A 23,052-nucleotide genomic window follows, 5' to 3' on the forward strand; every position below is an offset into this window, starting at 1 on the left:
AGATTTAGATGAGTAACTCCGACACCTTCCTCTCCGGCCTGACGGTAACGCGCCGCGATCTTCTCGGCGCCTTTGCGGTCGCTGCGATGGCAAGCGCCATTCCCTTCGGCGCGCATGCGCAGGCGGCGGCTCCCGCCTCCGGCACGGCGCAGGCGATCGCCGACCATTTCTCCGGCGTCACGACGATGCAGGGCGAATTCGTGCAGTTCGGCCCGCGCGGTGAGCAGACCGGCGGCAAGTTCTTCATTCAGCGCCCCGGCAAACTGCGCTTCAACTATGACGACCCGTCGCCGATGCGGGTGATCGCCGACGGCAAAAACGTCGCCATCGGCAATACCAAGCTGAAGACCTGGGATCTCTATCCGCTCTCCAAGACGCCGCTCAGCCTGCTGCTGGCGCAGCATATCGACCTGTCGGCCGGCATGGTGAAACGCGTGAAGGAAGAGTCCGATCTGACGACGATCGCGCTCGGCAACAATACGGTGTTCGGCAATTCGACGATCACCATGATGTTCGACCCGAAGACCTACGACCTGCGTCAGTGGACGATCACCGACAACCAGGGCAAGGACACGTCGGTGATGATCTTCAACGTCAAAACAGGCATGCAGTTCGACGATCGCGTGTTCCGCGTGCCTTACGAGAGCATTCCGGGCACGGCAGCCTCACGCGACTGAGGGTTTTCGGTTGATGGCCCGCGGCTTTTACACGCGGCCGGTTCCCTCCTGTCCACCTTTGTTCTAAAGCCCTTTCATGAAAGCATGAAAGGGCTGGGAATATGGGCTTGTCGATCACCACCTGGAACATCAACTCGGTGCGGCTGCGCATGCCGATCGTCGAGCAGCTGGTTCTCAAGCATCGGCCGGATATTCTCTGCCTGCAGGAAACCAAGGTGACGAACGAGCTCTTTCCGGCGGCGCCGCTGCGGGCGATGGGCTACGACCACATCATCATCCACGGCCAGAAAGGCTATCACGGCGTGGCGATCGCCTCGCGCATTCCGCTGACGGAGGATCACCGGCAGGATTATTGTGGGGTCGGCGATGCCCGCCACATCTCGGCGATCTTCGAGCACGGCAACCGCCGGATACGGCTGCATAATTTCTACGTCCCGGCTGGCGGCGACGAGCCGGATCGCACGATCAATCCGAAATTCGGCCACAAGCTCGATTTCATCGAAGAGATGAAGCTCTTGAAAGCCAATGGCGAAGCCAACACCTCCGCCATTCTGGTCGGCGACCTCAACATCGCGCCGCTGGAGCACGATGTGTGGTCGCACAAGCAGCTGCTGAAGATCGTCAGCCATACGCCCGTCGAAACCGACGGGCTGCTCGAGGTGATGAAGCGCGGCAACTGGCTCGACCTCATGCGCCAGCATGTGCCGGAAAGCGAGAAGCTCTATACTTGGTGGAGCTACCGCGCCAAGGACTGGGAGGCGGCCGACCGCGGCCGCCGTCTCGACCATATCTGGTCGTCATCGGATCTCGGGCCGCACCTCAAGCGCATCGAGATCCTGAAAGAGGCACGCGGCTGGGACCGGCCCTCGGATCATGTGCCGGTCACGGCGCATTTCGATTTCTGATGCAGTGGCTTCTCCAGGAGTTCGAAGACACCCATAAGCTGGCCGAGGCACTCGACCGGCTCGATATCCCTTACACCTGGCACAAGGTCGTTCCGTTCGTCGGCGAGCTTATTCCCGATCCCGTTGTCGCCGACCCGGGCTCAGTGGTCATGTTCGGATCCTACTCGCTGTGGAAGAATGCCGAGGCGAACGGTTACTGGCCTGGTGTGTTCAAGCTGCGTCCCTTCGTCCAGGAAGAGGCGTGGCATCCCTACCTCCTCAACGGCGCCGACGCGCTGTTCCTGACGCTCCGCGACGTTCCCGCCCGTCTGACCGACGATGGAAGGGAATGGTTCCTGCGCCCGGTCGACGACAGCAAGGAGGAGCCCGGCAACGTGAAGTCGACGGGCGAGATCATCCGTATGGCGGAGAGGGTCCTCACACTTGACGAGGATGAAATCCCGACCGGATCGCTTCGCCACGACACGCTGCTGATGTTCACCAAGCCTGTCCGCATTTTGCGCGAATGGCGTCTCTGGGCCGTCAACGATCGGATCGTCACCTATTCGCTCTACAAGGACGGATCGCGTGTCATCCACCGCCATGAGATCGATGACGATGCGCTGGAATTCGGGCAGCGCATGGTGGATATCAATCCCGGTTACTCGTCAGCCTATGTCATCGATATTTGCCGTACCGAAGAGGGGCTGAAGCTGCTCGAGACGAATTGTCTCAATGCCGCCGGGTTCTACGCCGCAGATCTTGCGACACTTGCGGCGGCAATCGACGGCCTCACCCGCGATTAGGCTTGCGCTTTATCGATGCGCTCCAACAGTGCTCAGCTGAAGCGGTAGAACTGGCTTGCCGCCTTTGCGGCAAGTTCGGCGAGGTTGTCGCGGATGCGGTTCTCGATCAGCCGGGCTGCGTCCGGATATTCTTCGATCAGCCGGTGGAAGAGGGCACGGGTGATGCGGATGATGCTGGTGTCCTCGCGCGCGACCGCGGTGAATTTGCGTTCCACCAGCGTGACCAGCGCCAGCTCGGACACCAGCGTTCCCGGACCGGCGATCCCCTCTGTCTTCTGTATGCCGTCGCTGCTCGTCGCGCTCAGCTCCAGGCTGCCGCTGATGATCACGTAGGCGCTCTCGGCGGGCGAGCCCTGGCGAAACAGCATCTGGCCGGCGGCGATCAAGCGCCGGTCGGCGCCGAAGGCGATCAGCCGCAGCTGATCCTCGTTCATATCCCTGAACAAAGGAAGCTGCGCGAGCATGCGGATGTCGTCAGTCAGCGCCATACGGGCTTTTCGCCTTAGAGCAATCCCAGCAAAACTGCGTCGCGGTCTTGCTTCCGGAATTGCGTGAAAACAAAGAGATAGAGCATTTTCGTATTCTGAGAAAACGGAAATGCCCTAGGGTATGATCTTGTAGCCGCCGTTTTCCGTCACCAGGATTTCCGCATTAGAGGGATCGCGTTCGATCTTCTGGCGCAGGCGGTAGACATGGGTTTCCAGCGTATGCGTCGTTACGCCGGAGTTATAGCCCCAGACCTCTTCGAGAAGCACGTCGCGGGTGACGACCTTCTGTTCGGCGCGGTAGAGGTAGCGGATGATCGCCGCTTCCTTTTCCGTCAGGCGGATCTTCTGGCCGTTGTCGGTGGTCAGCAGCTTCTGGCTCGGCTTGAAGAGGTATGGGCCGACGGTGAAGGTGGCGTCCTCGCTCTGCTCGTGCTGGCGCAGCTGCACGCGGATGCGCGCGAGCAGCACGGCGAAGCGGAAAGGCTTGGTGACATAATCGTTGGCGCCGGCTTCGAGGCCGAGGATCGTATCCGAATCGGTATCGTGGCCGGTCAGCATGATGATCGGCGCCTTGAAGCCGCCTTTGCGCAGCAGCTTCACCGCCTCGCGGCCGTCCATATCGGGCAGGCCGACATCCATGATCAACAAATCGACCGGTGTCGAGCGGGCGGTTGCAACACCCTTGCCGGCGTTGGCTTCCTGCAGAACCGAAAATTCCTCATACAGCGACAATTGCTCCGTCAGCGTCTGACGAAGGTCATCGTCGTCATCCACCAGAAGAATGGTGCGTGCGGTCATGCCCTTGCTTTCCTCATGTTAAGTCCCCTAGTCCTACGCCAAATTCCTGGTTTGGCAAGGATGGGGCGGCGGGCTGTTGCCGCGCAGGTTTTGATATGATTTCAATTGGAGCCCCAGACAATGCAAGACATGCGAGAAAAATGGAAAAAACAAGGCGGGAGCCGGGGATGAAGCCGTCGACGATCGTGGTGCGGCCGGCGCCGGGGCGCAAAAGCCGGGCGATCGTCCAGCTCGGGGCGATCACCGTCCCCGCCGCGATCGGCCGCTCCGGCCGCACCGCGATCAAACGCGAGGGCGACGGCGCCACACCGATAGCCTCGATGCGGCTGATATCAGGCTTCCGGCGCGGTGAGCGGAACGGACGGCTCGCCACTCCGCTTCCCATCCGCCGCATCCGCGGCGACATGCTCTGGTGCGATCAGCCCGGAAACGCCAACTATAACCGCCTCGTCCGGGCGCCGTTCGACGCAAGCCATGAGGAGATGCGGCGTAGCGACGGGCTCTACGATGTCTGCCTGGTGATGGATTGGAACATCTCCTCGCGGGCGCGCAATCGCGGCTCGGCGATCTTCTTCCATCTCATCCGGCCGGGCTACGAGCCGACGGCCGGCTGCGTGGCGGTAAGCCTCGCCGACATGCGCCGGCTTCTGCCGCACCTTCGGAAGGGCACGATTGTCCGGGTCCTCTGATTGTCTTCCGGATGCGGCCGCCTATATGTTTCCGGTGACCGGACGCTCCGGCTGAAATGCGTCCCGGGACGCCCAAGTGCGGGCGCAATCCATGCCGCGTCCAATTCTTCAAACTCCCGGAGATATATCGTGGCCGCTCAACCCATCATCACTTTCCATGACGGACATTCCATTCCTCAGGTCGGGCTCGGCGTCTGGCAGACGCCGCAGGAGATTGCCGCTCCGACGGTGCGTACCGCGATCGCCGCCGGCTACCGCCATATCGATACGGCGTCCGGCTACGACAATGAAGAGGGTGTCGGCGAAGGCATCCGCTCTTCCGGCCTCGACCGCAAGGACATCTTCGTCACCACCAAGCTCAGAAACACCGATCAGGGCTACGACAACACGCTACGCGCCTTCGACGGCAGCCTGAAGAAACTCGGTTCCGACTATGTCGACCTCTATCTCGTTCACTGGCCGTCGCCGCATCGCGACCTCTATACCGAGACCTGGAAGGCTTTCGTGCGCATCCGCGAAGAGGGCCGCGCCCGCTCGATCGGCGTGTCGAACTTTTGTCCCGAACATCTGGAGCGCATCATCGGCGAGACTGGCGTCGTTCCCGTTATCAACCAGATCGAGCTGCATCCCGACTTTCAGCAGAAGGCGGCGCAGGAGGTGCACAGGAAACTTGGTATCGCCACCGAATCCTGGAGCCCGCTCGGCCAGGGCCAGTTCATCTCGAACCCTGTGATCGGTGAGATCGCCCGAAAACATCGGAAGACGCCGGCCCAGGTCATCATCCGCTGGCACCTCGATACCGGCCTCGTCGTCATCCCGAAGTCGGTGACGCCGTCGCGCATCGAGGAGAATTTCCAGGTGTTCAACTTCAAGCTCGATGCCGACGATATGGCGGCGGTCGCCAGGCTCGACAGCGCCGGCGCCCGCATGGGACCGGATCCGATGACGGCGACTTTCTGATCGCCGTTGCGATCATCGCTAAAGCGCGTCGCATTAGACGGGATTCATGCGACGCGCTTTAGCTCTTTGGTTTGATGCATGTCGTTATCCCGGAACCGCTTCACACTTCCGGGCGACATGCATTAAAACAATTGTCGGCGGCGGTCTCGGGGGAGGAAATCACCCGCGACCACCACCGCATAACTGGGCATGCAGTTTGCGGTCAATAATTGCAATTCGACGATCCGTTTGTCGGGGCAAAGCCGAAGTCGCAGCTATTGCGCATGCGCTGCGGCCGTCCGATCGAGCCGGTATATTCGTCAGAAGCGTTGAAAGCCCGCGCAGGGTACCAATAGCCGTTCGAGCTCTTGCTATAGCCGGGCCGGGCGCTGCCATAGCCGCGATAGCCGCTGAGGGACGGGATCTTGTTTTGCGCGACCTGCTGCAGCAGGCCGGACGCGGTCATGACCGGCATCGCCGGATGGATCGTTCCGGCGCCGGCGGCGTCGATCGAAGTCAGGGATGCAAAGACGATCAGGCTGGCTTGCAGTAAACTCCGTACCATTTTCTGCCTCATGGCCATTCCCTCGATGGCGCGTGTTTGCCGAAGCCGGAACGGTATCTGTCGCGTATCGCGCCACATATAAATGAGGCCACAGGCGCTCCTGGATGTCGATTGCCCGAACGGATGAAATCGGGACGACGGGCGATGCACAAACGGGCTTACCCGTTGAATGACAGCGGGATGGGGAAGCACCGCCGCCATGAAAAGCAAAACCGCCCGATGCGCAGAGCGCATCGGGCGGTTTTCATTTTCTTCCGTCGGACGACGGATCAGTTCCACTCGCGGATGTCGACGAAGTGACCGGCGATCGCTGCGGCCGCGGCCATTGCCGGCGAAACCAGGTGCGTGCGGCCCTTGAAGCCCTGGCGGCCCTCGAAGTTGCGGTTCGAGGTGGACGCGCAGCGCTCGCCCGGCTTCAGGCGGTCGTCGTTCATCGCGAGGCACATGGAGCAGCCCGGCTCGCGCCAGTCAAAACCGGCGGCCTTGAAGATCTTGTCGAGGCCTTCGGCTTCCGCCTGCTCCTTGACGAGGCCGGAGCCCGGAACGATCATCGCATCGACGGTTGAAGCAACCGTCTTGCCTTCGACCACCTTGGCGACTTCGCGCAGATCCTCGATGCGGCCGTTGGTGCAGGAGCCGATGAAGACGCGGTCAAGCGTGATGTCGGTCATCTTGGTGCCGGGCTTCAGACCCATATAGTCAAGGGCGCGCCATTTGGAGGTGCGCTTGGTCTCGTCCTGGATGTCGTCGGGATTCGGGACGATGCCCTGGACGGAGATGACGTCCTCGGGCGAGGAGCCCCAGGAGACGATCGGCGGCAGGCTGGCGGCATCGAGCACGACGACGCGGTCGTAATGCGCGCCCTCGTCGGTCTGCAGCGTCTTCCAGTAGGTGATCGCCTGTTCCAGCGCTTCGCCCTTCGGCGCGCGCGGCTTGCCCTTGATGTATTCGAAGGTCTTTTCGTCAGGGGCGATCAGGCCGGCGCGGGCGCCGCCTTCGATCGTCATGTTGCAGATGGTCATGCGGCCTTCCATCGACAGCGAGCGGATCGCTTCGCCGGCAAATTCGATGACGTGGCCGGTGCCGCCGGCGGTGCCGATTTCGCCGATGATGGCGAGGATGATGTCCTTGGCGGTGACGTGCGGCGGCAGCAGGCCGTCGACACGCACCAGCATGTTCTTCGCCTTCTTCTGGATCAGTGTCTGGGTCGCCAGCACATGCTCGACCTCGGAGGTGCCGATGCCGTGCGCCAGCGCGCCGAAGGCGCCGTGCGTCGAGGTGTGGCTGTCACCGCAGACGATGGTCATGCCGGGCAGGGTGAAACCCTGTTCCGGGCCGACGATGTGAACGATGCCCTGGCGCTTGTCGCTTGCCGAATAATATTCGACGCCGAATTCGGCGGCGTTGGTCGCCAGCGCTTCCACCTGGATGCGGCTTTCCTCGTTCTTGATGCCGAGATGGCGGTCGGGCGAGGTCGGAACGTTGTGGTCGACGACGGCAAGCGTCTTTTCCGGGGCGCGAACCTTGCGGCCGGTCATCCGCAGGCCTTCGAACGCCTGCGGCGAGGTGACTTCGTGGACCAGATGGCGGTCGATGTAGAGAAGACAGGTGCCGTCCGGCTGTTCGTCGACCAGGTGATCGTCCCAGATCTTGTCGTAGAGGGTACGCGGTGCGCTCATGGCGTTAAGTCCGTTTTTGGATGCTTTTGGGAAATCGAGTAAAAAGCGGATCAAGCTCCGCCGGCCGTCATTCGATCAACGAAGTCGGCTGTTGAGCGCACCGGACACGCATGCAAAGAACCGCGCCGGCAGGCGATAATGGTCCTGCAGCACGAAAATATGCGCGCCTGTGCATCTGAACTTAGATTCCATTGCCTGCATATAACGATTTTTCGCGGCGGCTTCAATTTGAATCATCAACAGCCCGTCCGCCGCCTGCTCAGCGTGCCACCCTTTACCGCGACTTCATCCATTTCTCCGTCCGCCGCAGCGCCAGCGACAGGCCGATCGTCAGGATCAGGTAGATGTAGGTGACGATCGAATAGGTCTCGAAGAAGCGGAAGGAGCCGGCGGCATAGACCTTGCCCATCTGGGTGATGTCGGCGACGCCGAGCACGGAGACGAGCGATGAATCCTTCACCATCGAAACGAAATCGTTGGAAAGCGGCGGGAAGATCACCCGGATCGCCTGCGGGAAGACGACGGAGCGGAAGCGCCGGTAGCGGGAAAGGCCGAGCGCCTTGGCCGCCTCGATCTGGCCGAGATCGACCGACTGGAAGCCGGCCCGGAAGATTTCGGCGATGAAGGAGGAATAACCGATCGTCAGCGCGATGATCGCCCGCCACATCAACGAGAGATCGCGCACCAGGATGGGCTCGGCCATGCCTGAACTCACCAGCGGCGAAATCAGAAAATTATAGCCGGCAACCAGGGCCGGGGCGCCGACGAAGGCGACGTAGAACAAGAGCACGAGGATCGGGATGCCGCGGATGATCTCGATATAGAAACGCGCGATCTGCCGCGCGATCTGGCTGTCGGCCATGCCGAGCAGGCAGATGCCGAGACCGAGCACGGTGGCGAGCACGAAGGCGACCAGCGTCACGAAGACGGTGATGCCGACGCCGTTGACGACGGTGCGGAAAACCTGGGCGTAGATATCGTTGGTGACGATGACGGCGGCAAGGATGACGCCGATCGCGACGAGCGCGACCAGCCACCAGGGATAGTCGTCCTTGACGTGTCTGTCGGGAGATGGTCGCAAAGCCATCAGCAATGGCTCGGCGTCATTCGCCCATCTTGTAGTCGAGGAACCACTTCTTGTTCAGCGCATCCAGCGTGCCGTCGGCCTTGAGAGCTGAAATGGCGGCGTTGACGGGAGCGACGAGATCGGAGCCCTTCGGGAAGATGAAGCCGAAATCCTCGGTGCCGAGCGGTTCGCCGATCAGCTTCAGGGCGCCGTTCGAGGCGTCGACATAACCCTTGCCGGCGGTGCCGTCGGTCAGCACCACGTCGACGTCGCCGGCCTTCAGCGCCTGGACAGTGGCGCCGAAGGTTTCGAAGAGCTTGATGCGCGGGTTCTGCTCGTTGCCGTCGAGCACTTCATAGACAGCCGTATAGAAGGGCGTGGTGCCGGGCTGGGCGCCGACCAGGCCATCCTTGAAAGCGGCGAAGGACTTTCCATCGGTGAAACGCTTCTCGTCGCCGCGCACCAGCATGAACTGCTGCGAGCGCATATAGGGGTCGGAGAAATCCACCTTCTGCTTGCGGTCTTCCTTAATGGTGATGCCGGTCATGCCGATATTGTACTGGCCGTCGGAAACCGCCTGGATCATCGCGTCCCAGCTGGTGTTCTGATATTCGACCTTGAAGTTCAGCCGCTTGGCGATCTCGTTCATCGCGTCATATTCCCAGCCGATCGGCTTGCCGGATTTCGGATCGACGAACTGCAGCGGCGGATAGGCATTCTCGGTGACGACGACGACGCTCTTGCCGCCGAGATCGGGCAACCCGGCCGCCGATGCGGTCAAGGGTGCAAGCGCAAGGGCGGCAAAGCTCGCAAGGACGGTACGACGAAACAGCATGGAACGGCTCCCGGATTGAACGGCGAAAACTGTCACGGAAGACCTGCCGAAGGCAAGGCCGCCGGCTGCGTGCCCAAGCAAAAAAGAGAAAAGGCGACCCGAAGGCCGCCTTTCCAAGCGAAAAAATTTTGCTCCAAGCGAAGAATTTTGCGTGGCGCAGATCTTATTCTGCTGCTGGTTCCGCAGCGGCTGCTGCTTCAGCGGCGGCCTTTTCAGCAGCTGCCTTGGCTTCGGCAGCTTCTGCTGCTGCCTTCTCGGCGGCGAGCGCCTGAGCTGCTGCAACCTTTTCAGCTTCGATGCGGGCCTTTTCCTCGGCGATGGCGGCGCGCTCGGCGTCGTTGAGCTTGCGGGCGCGGACGCCGGTGTCTTCAACGATACGGGCAGACTTGCCGCGACGGTCGCGCAGGTAATAGAGCTTGGCGCGACGGACCTTACCGCGGCGCACGACGTCGACGCTTTCGATCATCGGCGAGTAGACCGGGAATACGCGCTCGACGCCTTCGCCGTAGGAGATCTTGCGGACCGTGAAGTTTTCCTGCAGGCCGCCGCCGGAGCGGGCGATGCAGACGCCTTCATAGGCCTGAACGCGGGTACGGTTGCCTTCCGTGACCTTCACGTTGACGCGGACGGTATCGCCCGGGGAAAATTCGGGAAGCGTGCGCTTGGCTTCGATCTTGGCGGCCTGTTCGGCCTCAAGCTGCTGAATGATGTTCATCGTCTTAACCTTTGGTTCTTCTGAAACAGCCAGAGCGCTCGACACTGATCCTTTGGAACTGGCCTCAGGACTTTGCCCTTCAGGGCGGGAGCGGGTTCGCCATTCTTTGTTTGCTGGCAGACGGGGATAACCCCATTTCCGCGTGCGCCAATACACGAAAGGCCGGGGCTTGTCATCCCTCGCACGACATTTTTGTGGAGAGGAGGCTGGAATCAGCCGTTTTTCTCGGTTTTCGCCTTTTCCAGGAGATCCGGCCGCCGTTCCCGCGTCAGCCGCACCGCCTCCTGGTGCCGCCACTTTTCGATGGCGCCGTGATTGCCGGAGGTCAGGATCGCGGGAATTTCCCGGCCTTCCCACGCCTGCGGCCTGGTATAATGCGGATGTTCCAGCAGCCCGCCTTCGAAGCTTTCGTGCAGGCCGGAAAGATCGTTGCCCATGACACCGGGCAGGATGCGGATGATCGCGTCGAGCACGATCAGCGCCGCCGGCTCGCCGCCTGACAGCACGTAGTCGCCGATCGAAACCTCTTCCAGGCCTCGCGCCTCGATCACCCGCTGATCGACGCCCTCGAAGCGGCCGCAGACGATGATGACGCCGTCGCCTGAAGCAAGCTCGCGTACGCGCTCCTGTGTCAGCGGCCGGCCGCGCGGGCTCATCAGCAGGCGCGGGCGGGTATCGTTTTCCGCGGTGCTGTCGATCGCACGGGCGAGAACGTCGGGTTTCAGCACCATGCCGGCGCCGCCGCCGGCCGGGGTGTCGTCGACGGTGCGGTGCTTGTCGGTGGCGAAATCGCGGATCTGCACCGCATCCAGCGACCATTGCCCGCGCTCCATCGCCTTGCCGGCGAGCGAGAAGCCCAGATGCCCCGGAAACATTTCCGGATAAAGTGTCAGCACGCTCGCCCGGAAAGCCATCACTTCTTCTTTTTCGGCTTGTCCGCGGTGAATTTCGAAAGCTCTTCGGGATCGTCGACCAGCCCTGCCGCCAGCGGGTCGATCAGCAGCGTTCCGGCCTCGAGGTCGATCTCCAGCACCGAGGCTTCGGAGAAGGGGATCAGCACCGGGCGCTTGCCCGGACCTTTGAGCTCCAGCAAATCGCCGGCGCCGAAATCGAAGACGCCGGTGACGGTGCCATAGCTGGCACCCTTGTCGTCGCGTGCTTCGAGACCTTCGAGATCGGCATAGTAGAACTCGTCATCTTCAAGCTCCTCGTCTGGCAGGTTGTCGCGCTCGATATAGAGCTCGAGCCCGTTCAGCGCCTCGGCGGTATTGCGGTCGTTGACGCCGCGGAACCGAACGATGACGACATTCTTCGTCTCACGGATTTCGAGGACTTCGAAGCTGCGGCCGTCCATGCTGTGCAGGTGGCCATAATCGCCAAGGGCGCTCGGATCGGCCGTGTAGGCCTTGGCGCGCACCTCTCCCCGGAGGCCTTGCGCGCCGCCGATCGTCGCCATCAGAACGGGGTTTTCAAGCTTTGTCATGGGTTCCTTCATGTGAAGCCGAAAGACAGGTTTCTCATAAACGAAGTGCGGATAATTGGAAACGAAAACGGGCGGCATGTCGCCATGCCGCCCGTTAGACAAGGGATTGTCCCGATTATTCCGCGGCGTCGGCAGCAGCGGCGGCGGCGTCAGCCACCTTCTGAGCCTTTTCGGCGGCGCGTTCCTGGGCGCGCTTGCCAGGCTTTGCCTTGACCGGGTTGTTCTTGGCTTCGCGCTTGGCAACGCCGGCTTCATCGAGGAAGCGCAGAACGCGGTCGGTCGGCTGGGCGCCGTTTTCGATCCAGTGCTTGATGCGCTCGGCGTTCAGCTGAACGCGCTTCTCGTCGTCCTTGGCGAGCATCGGGTTCCAGGAACCGAGGTTTTCGAGGAAGCGGCCGTCACGCGGGCTGCGCGCATCGGCGAGAACGACGTGGTAGTACGGGCGCTTCTTGGAGCCACCGCGGGCGAGACGAATTTTCAGTGCCATGTTCTTTACTCCTTAGGCTTTTCTTGATCGCCTGATCAGGCGGGTTATCGGGCTGCGGCGCTTTGTTCAGCGTGATCCGCAGCGATCTGCTCATGATGCCGGATGACTTCCTTGATGACGAAGTTCAGGAACTTCTCGGCGAAATCCGGGTCCAGATTGGCGGCTTTCGCCAGCTGGCGAAGGCGTTCGATCTGGTATTCCTCGCGCGCCGGATCGGCCGGCGGCAGATTATATTTGGCCTTCAGCACGCCGACCTCTTTGGTGCAGCGGAAGCGTTCGGCCAGCATGTGCACGAGAGCGGCATCGATATTGTCGATCGACTGACGATAGCTCGCGAGCTGGGCTTTGACGTTTGGATCAATCATGGGGCAAGCGATCCTTTCACTTCTTCTTCGGCAATCCGGGCAATCCCGGGAAACCACCACCGAGGCCCGGCAGCTTTGCGCCGCCAAGACCGGGCAATCCGCCCGGCAAGCCTCCGCCTAGACCGGGCATACCCCCACCCGGTTTTCCCAAACCCGCGGCTTCCGCCTGCTTCTGCAGCGCTTCAAGCTGCTTCGGGTCCATATTCGAGAGATCAGGCATGCCGCCCATGCCGCCGAGGCCCCCCAGCCCCATCTTGCCGGCAAGGCCGCCCATCATCTGCTTCATCATGCCGCCTTTGCCCTTGCCGCCCATCATCTTCATCATGTCGGCCATCTGGCGGTGCATCTTCAGAAGCTTGTTGATGGCGGCGGCATCGGTGCCGGAGCCGGCGGCGATGCGCTTCTTGCGCGAATGCTTGAGCAGGTCGGGATTGGCGCGCTCGGCCTTGGTCATCGACTGGATGATGGCGATCTGACGGCCGAAAAGCCTGTCGTCGAGGCCGGCTGCGGCCATCTTGTCCTTCATGCCGGCCATGCCGGGCATCATTCCCATGATGCCGCCCATGCCGCCCATCTTCTGCATCTGACGCAGCTGGTCGGCGAGGTCGTCGAGGTCGAATTTGCCCTTGGCCATCTTGGCGGCCATGGCGGCCGCCTTCTCGGCGTCGATATTCTCGGCCGCACGCTCGACGAGCGAGACGATGTCGCCCATGCCGAGGATGCGGTCGGCGATGCGGCGGGGATGGAACTCCTCGAGCTCGCTCATCTTCTCGCCGACACCGATCAGCTTGATCGGCTTGCCGGTGACGGCGCGCATCGAAAGGGCGGCACCGCCGCGGCCATCGCCGTCCATGCGGGTCAGCACCAGACCGGTGATGCCGACGCGTTCGTCGAAGTTGCGGGCGAGGTTGACGGCGTCCTGACCGGTCAAGCTGTCGGCGACCAGCAGGATTTCATGCGGGTTCGAGCGCTTCTTGATGTCGGCCATCTCGACCATCAAGGGCTCGTCGATATGGGTGCGGCCGGCGGTGTCGAGGATGACGACGTCATGGCCGCCAAGTCTTGCCGCCTGCACGGCGCGGGCGGCGATATCGGTCGGCGACTGGCCGGATATGATCGGCAGCGTGTCGATGCTGGCTTGGGCGCCGAGCTGGCGAAGCTGCTCCTGGGCTGCCGGACGGCGCGTGTCGAGCGACGCCATCAGCACTTTCTTCTTATCGCGCGTCGACAGGCGATGGGCAATCTTGGCTGACGTCGTCGTCTTGCCGGAGCCCTGCAGGCCGACCATCATGACGACGACGGGGGCGGGCGCATGCAGGTCGATGCCGACGCCCTCACCGCCCAGCATTTCGATCAGCTCGTCATGGACGATCTTGACGACCATCTGGCCGGGCTTGATCGACTTCAGGATCTCGGCGCCAACGGCCTTTTCGCGCACGCGGTCGGTGAAGGAACGCACGACGTCGAGCGCGACGTCGGCCTCCAGCAGCGCACGGCGAACCTCGCGCAGCGCTGCGGAAACATCGGCTTCCGAAAGCGCGCCACGGCCTGTCAGTCCATTCAGAATGGATCCAAGACGGTCCTGGAGGTTTTCAAACATCGGCTCTTCCTTGATACGTTTCGGGCGGGTTCGATCTGCCCGGAAACGTCGTGCTTTTCCTTGACGAAAACAAGACGCAAAGCCAAAAAGCACCCGAGGGCGCATCGCGCTGTCGGGTGTTGACCTCCGGGATCTCAGGTCCCGGTCGGCGGCTCGGAGTCATGCGGCTCGTCGCGGATTGGGCGCGGTAAACAGGAAAGCCGCGCGAAAGTCAAGGCGAAAGCGTGGAATGACCGCTTGGCCAGTGTTTGGGATGCCGATGGCGCAGAAAGCGATCAGGTAAAAATTCCCGGCCGGCGGCCCGAATTCCCAATAGTGGCCAGTTGCAAAATATTCCACTTATGATTCTACTTTCTACTTAAGTGCGTCCTGTAAAATGATTCGTAAATATCCTTGATGCCGGATGATCCGGCGGAGATATCGAATGATAAGTCCTGATATTGAAAGCTGGGCACTGGCACGGGCCCATCATATTGTCCTGAACGAAGGCCTTAATCTTGCAAAAGCGGCACAGGATCTGGATCGCAAGCGGTCCCGCTCGCTGGTCTACGAGCTGAGAAAGGTCATCACCGCCGCCATCGTCGAAGCGCATGCGGCGTCTTTTGCTTCCGATGGTGTTGAGCGGTAAACCGGACTGCCTCGAAAGGGCGGCCGGCGGCAATGGCTGCGCGGCACTCACCCACTGGTAATTCCTTCGCATTTCCGCCATATACAGCGGAAACACGGACGGAATGTTACTATGAGCGCAACGGTCGAATTCGCGAGGATGAACGGGCTTGGCAACAAGATCCTGGTCGTCGACATGCGCGGCCGCCCCGATAAGGTGATGCCTGCGGCAGCGGTCGCACTGAATGCCGATCCGCAGACGGAGTTCGACCAGATCATGGCGATCCATGATCCGAAGGCCGACGGCACCGATGCCTTCATCGACATCCTGAATTCCGACGGCTCGAAGGCGCAGGCCTGCGGCAACGGCACGCGCTGCGTCGTGCAGGCGCTTGCCGCCGAGACCGGCCGCAAGGCCTTCACCTTCCAGACGGTCGCCGGCATCCTCAACGCCGTCGAGCATGAGGACGGGACGATCTCCGTCGATATGGGCCGGCCGGTCTTCGATTGGAACAGGATCCCGCTGGCGGAAGAATTTCACGATACCAGCCGCATCGAATTGCAGATCGGCCCGATCGACAATCCGGTGCTGCATTCGCCGTCTGCGATGTCGATGGGCAATCCGCATGCGATCTTCTGGGTCGACAGGGACGTGATGTCCTATGATCTCGCCCGCTTCGGGCCGCTGCTCGAAAACCATCCGATGTTTCCCGAACGCGCCAATATCACCCTGGCGCAGGTGACCTCGCCGACGTCGATGACGACGCGCACCTGGGAGCGCGGCGCGGGATTGACGCTTGCCTGCGGCTCGGCTGCGTGTTCTGCCGCCGTCAGTGCGGTGCGCACCGGCCGCACCGGCCGCAAGGTGACGATCAACGTGGCGAGCGCCAAGCCGCCGGCTACGCTTTCGATCGAATGGCGTGAGCGCGACGATCACGTGATCATGACCGGCCCGGCCGAATGGGAATGGTCGGGCAGTCTCGATCCCTCGACCGGCCTCTGGTCGCGCGACGGTACCCAAGAGGCGGGGGCGCGGTGAGCGGCGTCGACGTCATTACCTTCGGCTGCCGCCTCAACACCTATGAATCCGAAGTGATGAAGGCGCAGGCCGAGAAGGCCGGGCTCAACAATGCCATCCTGGTCAACACCTGTGCGGTGACCGGCGAGGCCGTGCGTCAGGCGCGCCAGGCGATCCGCCGCGCACGGCGGGACAATCCGCATGCCCGCATCATCGTCACCGGCTGCGCCGCACAGACGGAAAAGGAAACCTTCGCTGAAATGGCGGAGGTCGATGCCGTGCTCGGCAACGAGGAGAAGCTCGCGAGCGCCTCCTATCGCAGCCTGCCGGATTTCGGCGTTTCGGCCGAAGAGAAGCTCCGCGTCAACGATATCATGAGCGTCAAGGCGACGGCGCCGCAGATGGTCAGGCATATCGACGGGCATGTGCGCGCCTTCATCCAGGTGCAGAACGGCTGCGACCATCGCTGCACCTTCTGCATCATCCCCTACGGCCGCGGCAATTCCCGCTCGGTGCCGATGGGCGCGGTCGTCGACCAGGCCCGCAAGCTCGCCGACAGCGGCTACCGCGAAATCGTGCTGACCGGGGTCGACGCCACAAGTTATGGCGGCGACCTGCCGGGAGTGCCGACGCTCGGGCTTCTGGCGAAGACGCTGTTGAAGCAAACCCCCGAAATACGCCGCCTCAGGCTTTCCTCGATCGACAGTATCGAGGCCGATGCCCATCTGATGGATCTGATCGCCGACGAGCCGCGTTTCATGCCGCATCTGCATTTGTCGCTGCAGCATGGCGACGACATGATCCTGAAGCGGATGAAGCGACGGCATTCCCGCGCCGATGCGCTGCGTTTCATCGAAGACGTACGCCGGCTTCGCCCGGAGATGAGCTTTGGCGCCGATATGATCGCCGGCTTCCCGACGGAGACGGAAGAGATGTTCGGCAATGCCGTGCGGCTTGCCGAAGAGGCCGGCATCGCACATCTGCATGTCTTTCCCTACAGCCCGCGTCCCGGCACGCCGGCCGCCCGCATGCCGCAGCTCGACCGGTCGCTAGTCAAGGAACGCGCTGCCAGGCTGCGTGCCACTGGACATAGGCTGCATCAGTCCCATCTCGACGGCATGGTCGGCAGCCGGCAATGGCTGCTTGTCGAAAACAACGGCCTGGCGCATACGGAAAACTTCGCGCTGGTGGCAGCACCCGGCCTTCGTCCCGGTGAACTTGTGCCGGCCACGATCACCGGCCACAATGGCAAACATCTCGACATGCAATTGACGGCCGCAGCCGCGGCCTGACTTTCACGGAATCCCCATGGCGCTCAGTTTCATCAAAAAGGTCTTCACCTTCGGCAAGGACAAGCCGGCGGAAGAGCCCGTGCCTGAAGCCGTGGCAAGGGAGCTCAAGCCGCGCTCGCGCGCCGAGGATCTGCCGATCGCCGATGATCCGGTGCTTCCCGAGGAGATGGATACGGCCGGCGGGCCAGCTGGTGATGTCGGTGAGGGCAAGGAATCGGACATCCTCGATGAGGCCTTGCCTTTGCCTCCCGCAAATCAGATGAGCGATTTCGGCTTGGTGCCGCTTTCACTGCTGGAGATCGAGGCCGAAGCAGAGACGCAGGCGAGTGACGAGAGCGAGGCGGAAGCACCCCCCTCTGTCCCTTCGGGACATCTCCCCCACAAGGGGGGAGATCGTTCGGAGGCTGACGCGCCGGCTTCGGTCGAGGAGACCGCGGAAGTCGCAGAAGCGCTCTCAGAGGAAATTCCTGCTGAGATCGATGTAGAAGAAGACATTTCCATCCAGCCGATCTCCCCCCTTGTGGGGGAGATGCCCGGCAGGGCAGAGGGGGGTATCACACCCACCGCGCCTTCCGACACGACTGCGGAACAGCCGAAGCCGGAATCTCCTGTCCTCCCTAAAGGCTTCGCCACCGGCCCGGCAATCGTCGAACAGCAACCCATTGCCCCGCAACCAAAACTCAGCTGGTTCCAGCGCCTGCGCGACGGCCTTGCGCGCACCTCCTCTCAGCTGACCGGCCAGATCACCGCGCTGTTCACCAAACGCAAGCTTGATGACGAGACGCTGCAGGATCTCGAAGACCTGCTGATCCAGGCCGATCTCGGCGTCGAGACCGCACTGCGCGTTACCGACACGCTGGCGTCCGAGCGTTATGGCAAGGATGTGACCGGCGAGGATGTCAGCCGGATCATGGCGTCCGAAATCGCCAAAGTTCTCAAGCCGGTCGCCAAGCCGCTGCAGCTCGACCTCTCGCACAAGCCGCATGTCATCCTCGTCGTCGGCGTCAACGGCACCGGCAAAACGACGACGATCGGTAAGCTTGCAGCAAAACTTTCCGGCGCCGGGCTGAAGGTGATGCTGGCCGCCGGCGATACCTTTCGCGCCGCGGCGATCGAGCAACTGAAGATCTGGGCCGAGCGGACGAATTCCGAATTCATCGGCACCAAGCTTGGCGCCGATGCCGCCGGCCTTGCCTATGATGCCTTCGAACAGGCGAAAGCCCGGAAATGCGACGTGCTGATCGTCGATACCGCCGGCCGGCTGCAGAACAAGGCGGAACTGATGGCCGAGCTCGAGAAGATCGTGCGCGTGCTCGGCAAGCTCGATCCCGATGCGCCGCACACCGTGCTGCAGACGCTCGATGCGACGACGGGGCAGAATGCGCTGAGCCAGGTCGAGATCTTCCGCAACGTCGCCGGCGTCAACGGCCTCATCATGACCAAGCTCGACGGCACGGCACGCGGCGGCATCCTCGTCGCCATTTCCGCCAAGCACAAGCTGCCGGTCTATTTCATCGGGGTCGGCGAGGGTGTCGAGGATCTGGAGCCGTTCGAGGCCGAGGATTTCGCGCACGCCATTGCCGGACTTCCCCAATGATGCCACAGATATGCCGCCGAAAGCCTGCAAGGCACGGGCGGCAACCAGGTTTTCAGGAATAGCAGGTTTGAAGAACGCATGACCACCGAAAGCGATATCACCCCGACCCCGGCCGACCGGCATCATCCGCTGTTGAAGCTGGCGCTGGAACTCGGGCCGCTGTTGATCTTCTTCTTTGCCAATCTGCGCGGCCAGTGGCTGGTGGAGAGATTTCCTGCCCTTTCCGAGCTCGGTGGGCCGCTGTTCGTCGCAACCGGGCTCTTCATGGCGGCGACGATCCTTTCGCTGGTCGTTTCGAAGATCGTACTCGGCCATCTGCCGATCATGCCCTTTGTCTCCGGCATCGTCGTCGTCATCTTCGGCTCGCTGTCGATCTGGCTGCAGAACGAGACCTTCATCAAGATGAAGCCGACCATCGTCAACGCGCTCTTCGGCGTTGCGCTGCTCGGCGGACTTGCCTTCGGCCGATCACTGCTCGGCTACGTCTTCAACGCCGCCTTCCAGCTCGATGCCGAAGGCTGGCGCAAGCTCACCGTCCGCTGGGGCATCTTCTTCCTGTTCCTCGCCGTGCTGAACGAAGTCGTCTGGCGCAATTTTTCGGACGATACCTGGGTCGCCTTCAAGGTCTGGGGCACGATGCCGATCACCATCATCTTCACGCTGGCGCAGATGCCGCTGGTGCTCAAACATAGCATCAACCTGGAAACGGACGGCGAAAAGTGAGCGCTGCAGACGCCGAATATCGTGTCAGACACCAAAGCTTCTGGTTCGTTGCCTGCCTTGCGGTGCTGGTCGCACAGATCGTCGCCGAATATCTGATGGGCCGCGTGCCGATCTGCGCCTGCGGTTATGTCAAACTGTGGGAGGGCGGGGTCAATACCAGCGGCAATTCGCAGCATCTGTCGGACTGGTACACGCCGTCGCACATCATCCACGGTTTCCTGTTCTACGGGCTCGGCCATCTCGTCCTGCGCCGCAAGCCGTTGGCGGCAAAGCTGCTGCTGGCGCTGTTCATCGAATCCGGCTGGGAACTGCTCGAAAATTCTCCTCTGATCATCGACCGCTACCGCACGGCGACGATCGCGCTCGACTATTACGGCGACAGCATTCTGAATTCGGCGATGGACACCGTCTTCATGTGCCTCGGCTTCTTCTTCGCATCGCGGGCGCCAGTGGCGGCGACGGTTGCGATCGCGATCTTCTTCGAGATTTTCACCGGTTATGTGATCCGCGATAATCTGACGTTGAACGTGGTGATGCTGATCTGGCCGGTGGAGGCGATCAAGGTCTGGCAGGGCGGGGTTTAGCCTCACGTCTTTCTTGATTTACGAAACCGGCTTCCCCAGCGCCTTTTCCATCGCCGGAAACAGCCCTTCCTTCAGGCTGATATCGTCGAAGGGGCCGACGCGCTTGTAGAGGATCGTGCCGTCGGGGCCGACGAGATAGCTTTCAGGAATGCCGTAGACGCCCCAGTCGATCGCTGCCTTGCCGTTCGGATCGATGCCGATCGCCTGGTAGGGATTGCCGAGCTCGCCGAGGAAACGCAGGGCGTTGTCGCTCTTGTCCTTGTAATTGATGGCGACGATGTTCAGCCGTGGGTCCTTGGCCAGTTCTTTCAACAAAGGATGTTCGTCCCGGCAGGGGATGCACCACGAGGCGAAGACGTTGACGAGAGTCAGCTTGCCCTTGATTGCCGCGTCGTTCAGCGCCGGCAGGTTGGCGCCATCGAGCGGCGGCAGGTTCAGCGCCGGCGCCTTGGTGCCGATCAGGGCGGAGGGGATTTCGGCGATGTTCTTGCCGTGGAAATCCTGATCGTAGAGCATCTTTGCGGCCGTCGCCGCAATGCCGCCGAAGACGATCAGCGGCAGAAGCGCCAGTGCATAACGGCCAAGGCCGCGCGGCTTGGCGGTTCCGGTTTCGGGCGTGTCGCTCATTCGCTATCCTTGTTGCGGGCCGAACGGCGGCGGATGCCGGCGGCTTCGAGCGCTGCGAGTTCCCGGCGGCGGGCCCGGCCGTCGGCCCAGGTCCAGAGCGTGACGGCGACCGTCATGAATGCTGCAAAGCCGTAGGAGGCGTAGACATAGAAGGCATGCGTCACCGGCTATTCCTCCCGGCTCGCCATGCGGGCTGCAAGACGGCGCTGGGCGGCGATGCGGCGGCGCCAGATCTCGTTGCGCATCGCCATGATATGCAGCGTGAAGAAGAGCAGGGTGAAGGCAATCGCCATGACGAAGAGCGGCCGCAGGAATTCCGGGTCGATCGCCGGGCCGTCGAGGCGCATCACGCTTGCCGACTGATGCAGCGTGTTCCACCACTCGACCGAGAATTTGATGATCGGGATATTGATGAAGCCGACGAGGATGAGCACGGCGGAAACGCGCGCGGCCTTCGACGGATCGTCGATGGCGCGGCTGAGCGCAATCAGGCCGAGATACATCAGGAAGAGAACGAAAACCGAGGTCAGCCGCGCATCCCAGACCCACCAGGTGCCCCACATCGGCTTGCCCCAGAGCGAACCGGTGACGAGCGCGAGCAGGGTGAAGGCGGCGCCGAGCGGGGCTGCGGCCTTGGCGGAGACGTCGGCGAGCGGATGACGCCAGACCAGCGTGCCGATCGCCGAGACACTCATGATCGTATAGCACATCATCGACAGCCAGGCCGCGGGCACGTGGACATACATGATGCGCACCGTCTCGCCCTGCTGGTAATCGCCCTCGGTGGAGAAGCTGAGATAGAGGCCGATCAGAAAACAGAGGGCGGTGATGCCGGCCAGCCACGGAATGACGCGTGCCGCCAGCGCCAGAAACCGCGTCGGGTTGGCGAGATCGCTGAATTTGCTGATGGCAAGGCTCGTTTGGCTCATGTCCGCTTCCTTACCTTGATCCGGCTTTTCCCGCAATCGAATGGCTGGTCAATCCGCCGTGTTTCGCAGCGCCAGCGCGGCGGCAGCCGGGCCGATGACCGCAAAGAACAGCGTCAGCGCGATGAGGATGAGGAAAGGCGGCAGGAACGGGGCGGGATCCTCGACCGCGGCATAGGCGGCACTGACGCCGAAGATCAGCACCGGGATGGTCAGCGGCAGCACCAGGATCGAAACCAGCAGGCCGCCGCGCGGCAGCGCCACGGCGACGGCGGCGCCGACGGCGCCGATGAAGGTGATTGCAGGCGAGCCGACAAGAAGCGTCAGCGCGGTGGCGCCGATCGCCGTCTCGTCCATGTTCATGAACAGGCCGAGCAGCGGCGAGGCGATGACCAGCGGCAGGCTGGTCGCCGTCCAGTGGGCGAAGCATTTGACGAGGACGGTGAGGACGAGCGGCGTGTCCTGCATCAGCATCAGATCGAGCGATCCGTCGTCGCGCTCGGCCTGGAACAGCCGGTCGAGGCCGAGAAGGGCGGCCAGCAGCGCGCCGATCCAGACGATGGCGGGGCCGATGCGCGACAGCAGCTTGAGATCGGGACCGACGCCGAAGGGGATGACGGCGACGATCGTGAGGAAGAACAGCACCCCGACCAGCGCGCCGCCGCCGGCGCGGATCGAGAGTTTGAGATCGCGGAGGAAGAGGGCGGTCATGCGGGGCAGCTCTCAACATGTGTGGTGGACGGGGCACCCCCCTCTGCCCTGCCGGGCATCTCCCCCACAAGGGGGGAGATCGGCAAGATGCACCAGCTTCGCGAAAGCTTAATCGTGCGCCGAGCGGCTTGGGCTATCTGACGCGTTTCATTAGAGAAAGAGGGCGCCCCTGGCCGATCTCCCCCCTTGTGGGGGAGATGCCCGGCAGGGCAGAGGGGGGTATCAACACGAAGAAACATCACCCCCACACCCCCTGATCCACACCGGCAAAGCCCGTCATCTTCAATTCCTGCGCATTCTTCAATCCCAGCGGCTGATGCGTCGCCGCCAGCACGATGCCACCTTTGGCCAGATGCGCTTCGATCAATCCGGCAAACAGCCGGTCGGCACTGGCATCGAGTGCGGCGGTGGGTTCGTCGAGGATCCAGATGGGGCGGTGGGCGACGAGCAGCTTGGCGAAGGCGAACCGGCGCTGCTGGCCGGCGGAGAGGTAACCGAAGGGAAGGTGGGTGATTCCCGGAAGGCCGACGGCCTCGGCGGCGTCTTCGACGGAGAGGCCGGCAGAGCTGCCGGTGCCGCCGAGAAAACGACGCCAGAAATCCAGGTTCTCTGCAACCGTAAGTTCATTCTTCATCGCATTCCGATGGCCGAGGTAGTGGCTCAACTCGCCAGGATGCCCGTCTTCCCGGCCGTCTCCGGTGCGGACGATGACAGTGCCTTTTTCCGGCTTGAGCAGGCCTGCAACAACGCGCAGTAAAGTGGACTTTCCCGATCCATTTCTGCCTGTCAGGATGAGCGCCTCGCCGGCAGCCAAGTAAAAGGAAATGCTAACGAAAATCAGATCCTCACCGCGCCTTGCGGCCAGATTTTCGGCGGTGAGATGCATGCGTCG

Annotated in this window: 29 protein-coding genes; 11 read left to right on the top strand and 18 right to left on the bottom strand. The window is 62.3% G+C overall.

Annotated features, from left to right (window positions below; all coding sequences use genetic code 11):
• Positions 1–8: 8 nt before the first annotated feature.
• From FHX14_RS04540 to FHX14_RS04550, 3 genes are all read left to right on the top strand, one after another.
• Positions 9–677 (top strand): outer membrane lipoprotein carrier protein LolA, encoded by a 669-nt coding sequence (locus tag FHX14_RS04540; protein WP_003589714.1) that lies wholly within the window; start codon positions 9–11, stop codon positions 675–677.
• 101 nt (positions 678–778) lie between these two features.
• Positions 779–1,582, top strand: a complete 804-nt coding sequence (locus FHX14_RS04545) for an exodeoxyribonuclease III (RefSeq protein WP_003589715.1) — start codon at positions 779–781, stop codon at positions 1,580–1,582.
• Positions 1,582–2,367, top strand: a complete 786-nt coding sequence (locus tag FHX14_RS04550) for an ATP-grasp domain-containing protein (protein WP_003589717.1) — start codon at positions 1,582–1,584, stop codon at positions 2,365–2,367. Before FHX14_RS04545 ends, FHX14_RS04550 begins: the two co-directional genes overlap by 1 nt.
• A 32-nt stretch (positions 2,368–2,399) precedes the next feature.
• Here the strand turns inward: FHX14_RS04550 and FHX14_RS04555 are convergent, their stop codons facing one another.
• Both FHX14_RS04555 and FHX14_RS04560 read right to left on the bottom strand, forming a co-directional pair.
• Complete coding sequence (locus FHX14_RS04555) at positions 2,400–2,855, bottom strand: cyclic nucleotide-binding domain-containing protein (RefSeq protein WP_003589718.1); 456 nt, start codon at positions 2,853–2,855, stop codon at positions 2,400–2,402.
• A gap of 114 nt (positions 2,856–2,969) precedes the next feature.
• Entirely contained in the window at positions 2,970–3,653 is a 684-nt protein-coding gene (locus FHX14_RS04560; protein WP_003582964.1) for a response regulator transcription factor, read from the bottom strand.
• Positions 3,654–3,820: 167 nt separating this feature from the next.
• Between FHX14_RS04560 and FHX14_RS04565 the strand changes: the two genes are divergently transcribed.
• Positions 3,821–4,342: a L,D-transpeptidase gene (locus tag FHX14_RS04565; protein ID WP_184376434.1), complete on the top strand. Its 522-nt coding sequence runs from the start codon at positions 3,821–3,823 to the stop codon at positions 4,340–4,342.
• A gap of 129 nt (positions 4,343–4,471) precedes the next feature.
• The gene (locus FHX14_RS04570) at positions 4,472–5,302 is read left to right on the top strand and encodes an aldo/keto reductase (protein WP_184376435.1); all 831 of its coding nucleotides are present in this window, start codon (positions 4,472–4,474) and stop codon (positions 5,300–5,302) included.
• A gap of 202 nt (positions 5,303–5,504) precedes the next feature.
• Here FHX14_RS04570 and FHX14_RS04575 read toward each other — a convergent pair whose 3' ends face one another.
• The 11 genes from FHX14_RS04575 to ffh form a co-directional block, all read right to left on the bottom strand.
• Positions 5,505–5,858 (bottom strand): cell surface protein, encoded by a 354-nt coding sequence (locus FHX14_RS04575; RefSeq protein ID WP_184376541.1) that lies wholly within the window; start codon positions 5,856–5,858, stop codon positions 5,505–5,507.
• Between the two features lie 257 nt (positions 5,859–6,115).
• The gene (gene leuC, locus FHX14_RS04580) at positions 6,116–7,525 is read right to left on the bottom strand and encodes a 3-isopropylmalate dehydratase large subunit (protein ID WP_184376436.1); all 1,410 of its coding nucleotides are present in this window, start codon (positions 7,523–7,525) and stop codon (positions 6,116–6,118) included.
• Between the two features lie 75 nt (positions 7,526–7,600).
• Positions 7,601–7,765 (bottom strand): hypothetical protein, encoded by a 165-nt coding sequence (locus tag FHX14_RS04585; protein ID WP_164918664.1) that lies wholly within the window; start codon positions 7,763–7,765, stop codon positions 7,601–7,603.
• 34 nt (positions 7,766–7,799) lie between these two features.
• Positions 7,800–8,612, bottom strand: coding sequence for an amino acid ABC transporter permease (locus tag FHX14_RS04590; protein ID WP_003589726.1), 813 nt, complete (start codon positions 8,610–8,612; stop codon positions 7,800–7,802).
• Between the two features lie 16 nt (positions 8,613–8,628).
• A complete protein-coding gene (locus tag FHX14_RS04595; RefSeq protein ID WP_184376437.1) occupies positions 8,629–9,426 on the bottom strand; it encodes a basic amino acid ABC transporter substrate-binding protein in 798 nt (265 codons plus the stop codon).
• Between the two features lie 163 nt (positions 9,427–9,589).
• The gene (rplS, locus tag FHX14_RS04600) at positions 9,590–10,141 is read right to left on the bottom strand and encodes a 50S ribosomal protein L19 (protein ID WP_012559267.1); all 552 of its coding nucleotides are present in this window, start codon (positions 10,139–10,141) and stop codon (positions 9,590–9,592) included.
• 212 nt (positions 10,142–10,353) lie between these two features.
• Complete coding sequence (gene trmD, locus FHX14_RS04605; RefSeq protein ID WP_003589729.1) at positions 10,354–11,055, bottom strand: tRNA (guanosine(37)-N1)-methyltransferase TrmD; 702 nt, start codon at positions 11,053–11,055, stop codon at positions 10,354–10,356.
• The gene (rimM, locus tag FHX14_RS04610; protein ID WP_184376438.1) at positions 11,055–11,624 is read right to left on the bottom strand and encodes a ribosome maturation factor RimM; all 570 of its coding nucleotides are present in this window, start codon (positions 11,622–11,624) and stop codon (positions 11,055–11,057) included. Before rimM ends, trmD begins: the two co-directional genes overlap by 1 nt.
• A gap of 115 nt (positions 11,625–11,739) precedes the next feature.
• Entirely contained in the window at positions 11,740–12,111 is a 372-nt protein-coding gene (gene rpsP, locus FHX14_RS04615) for a 30S ribosomal protein S16 (RefSeq protein WP_003589731.1), read from the bottom strand.
• 44 nt (positions 12,112–12,155) lie between these two features.
• Positions 12,156–12,476, bottom strand: coding sequence for a chorismate mutase (locus FHX14_RS04620; RefSeq protein ID WP_003543666.1), 321 nt, complete (start codon positions 12,474–12,476; stop codon positions 12,156–12,158).
• A gap of 16 nt (positions 12,477–12,492) precedes the next feature.
• Positions 12,493–14,076 (bottom strand): signal recognition particle protein, encoded by a 1,584-nt coding sequence (gene ffh, locus FHX14_RS04625; RefSeq protein WP_012559264.1) that lies wholly within the window; start codon positions 14,074–14,076, stop codon positions 12,493–12,495.
• Positions 14,077–14,479: 403 nt separating this feature from the next.
• Between ffh and FHX14_RS04630 the strand changes: the two genes are divergently transcribed.
• The 6 genes from FHX14_RS04630 (at position 14,480) to FHX14_RS04655 (ending at position 19,896) form a co-directional block, all read left to right on the top strand.
• A complete protein-coding gene (locus tag FHX14_RS04630; protein ID WP_172643263.1) occupies positions 14,480–14,704 on the top strand; it encodes a hypothetical protein in 225 nt (74 codons plus the stop codon).
• A gap of 111 nt (positions 14,705–14,815) precedes the next feature.
• Complete coding sequence (gene dapF, locus FHX14_RS04635; RefSeq protein ID WP_003589734.1) at positions 14,816–15,721, top strand: diaminopimelate epimerase; 906 nt, start codon at positions 14,816–14,818, stop codon at positions 15,719–15,721.
• Positions 15,718–16,992 carry a tRNA (N(6)-L-threonylcarbamoyladenosine(37)-C(2))-methylthiotransferase MtaB gene (mtaB, locus tag FHX14_RS04640; protein ID WP_184376439.1) on the top strand — a complete coding sequence of 425 codons (1,275 nt, stop codon included), beginning with the start codon at positions 15,718–15,720 and terminating at the stop codon, positions 16,990–16,992. The genes dapF and mtaB overlap by 4 nt, the downstream gene beginning before the upstream one ends.
• Before the next feature lie 16 nt (positions 16,993–17,008).
• Complete coding sequence (ftsY, locus tag FHX14_RS04645; protein ID WP_184376440.1) at positions 17,009–18,589, top strand: signal recognition particle-docking protein FtsY; 1,581 nt, start codon at positions 17,009–17,011, stop codon at positions 18,587–18,589.
• Between the two features lie 78 nt (positions 18,590–18,667).
• On the top strand, positions 18,668–19,312 hold the full coding sequence (locus FHX14_RS04650) for a septation protein A (RefSeq protein ID WP_003589739.1): 645 nt from the start codon (positions 18,668–18,670) through the stop codon (positions 19,310–19,312).
• On the top strand, positions 19,309–19,896 hold the full coding sequence (locus FHX14_RS04655) for a DUF2585 domain-containing protein (protein WP_003589741.1): 588 nt from the start codon (positions 19,309–19,311) through the stop codon (positions 19,894–19,896). Before FHX14_RS04650 ends, FHX14_RS04655 begins: the two co-directional genes overlap by 4 nt.
• A gap of 18 nt (positions 19,897–19,914) precedes the next feature.
• On the opposite strand, the gene FHX14_RS04660 is transcribed toward FHX14_RS04655, so the two are convergent.
• From FHX14_RS04660 to ccmA, 5 genes are all read right to left on the bottom strand, one after another.
• A complete protein-coding gene (locus tag FHX14_RS04660; protein WP_003589742.1) occupies positions 19,915–20,523 on the bottom strand; it encodes a DsbE family thiol:disulfide interchange protein in 609 nt (202 codons plus the stop codon).
• Positions 20,520–20,687: a heme exporter protein CcmD gene (gene ccmD / locus FHX14_RS04665; protein ID WP_003589744.1), complete on the bottom strand. Its 168-nt coding sequence runs from the start codon at positions 20,685–20,687 to the stop codon at positions 20,520–20,522. The genes FHX14_RS04660 and ccmD overlap by 4 nt, the downstream gene beginning before the upstream one ends.
• A gap of 3 nt (positions 20,688–20,690) precedes the next feature.
• Positions 20,691–21,452 carry a heme ABC transporter permease gene (locus FHX14_RS04670; protein ID WP_003589745.1) on the bottom strand — a complete coding sequence of 254 codons (762 nt, stop codon included), beginning with the start codon at positions 21,450–21,452 and terminating at the stop codon, positions 20,691–20,693.
• Between the two features lie 48 nt (positions 21,453–21,500).
• Positions 21,501–22,160, bottom strand: coding sequence for a heme exporter protein CcmB (ccmB, locus tag FHX14_RS04675; RefSeq protein WP_003589746.1), 660 nt, complete (start codon positions 22,158–22,160; stop codon positions 21,501–21,503).
• 238 nt (positions 22,161–22,398) lie between these two features.
• Complete coding sequence (gene ccmA, locus FHX14_RS04680) at positions 22,399–23,046, bottom strand: heme ABC exporter ATP-binding protein CcmA (RefSeq protein WP_184376441.1); 648 nt, start codon at positions 23,044–23,046, stop codon at positions 22,399–22,401.
• Positions 23,047–23,052: the final 6 nt, after the last annotated feature.

The sequence above is a fragment of the Rhizobium sp. BK619 genome (assembly GCF_014195245.1).
Lineage (GTDB): Bacteria > Pseudomonadota > Alphaproteobacteria > Rhizobiales > Rhizobiaceae > Rhizobium > Rhizobium acidisoli.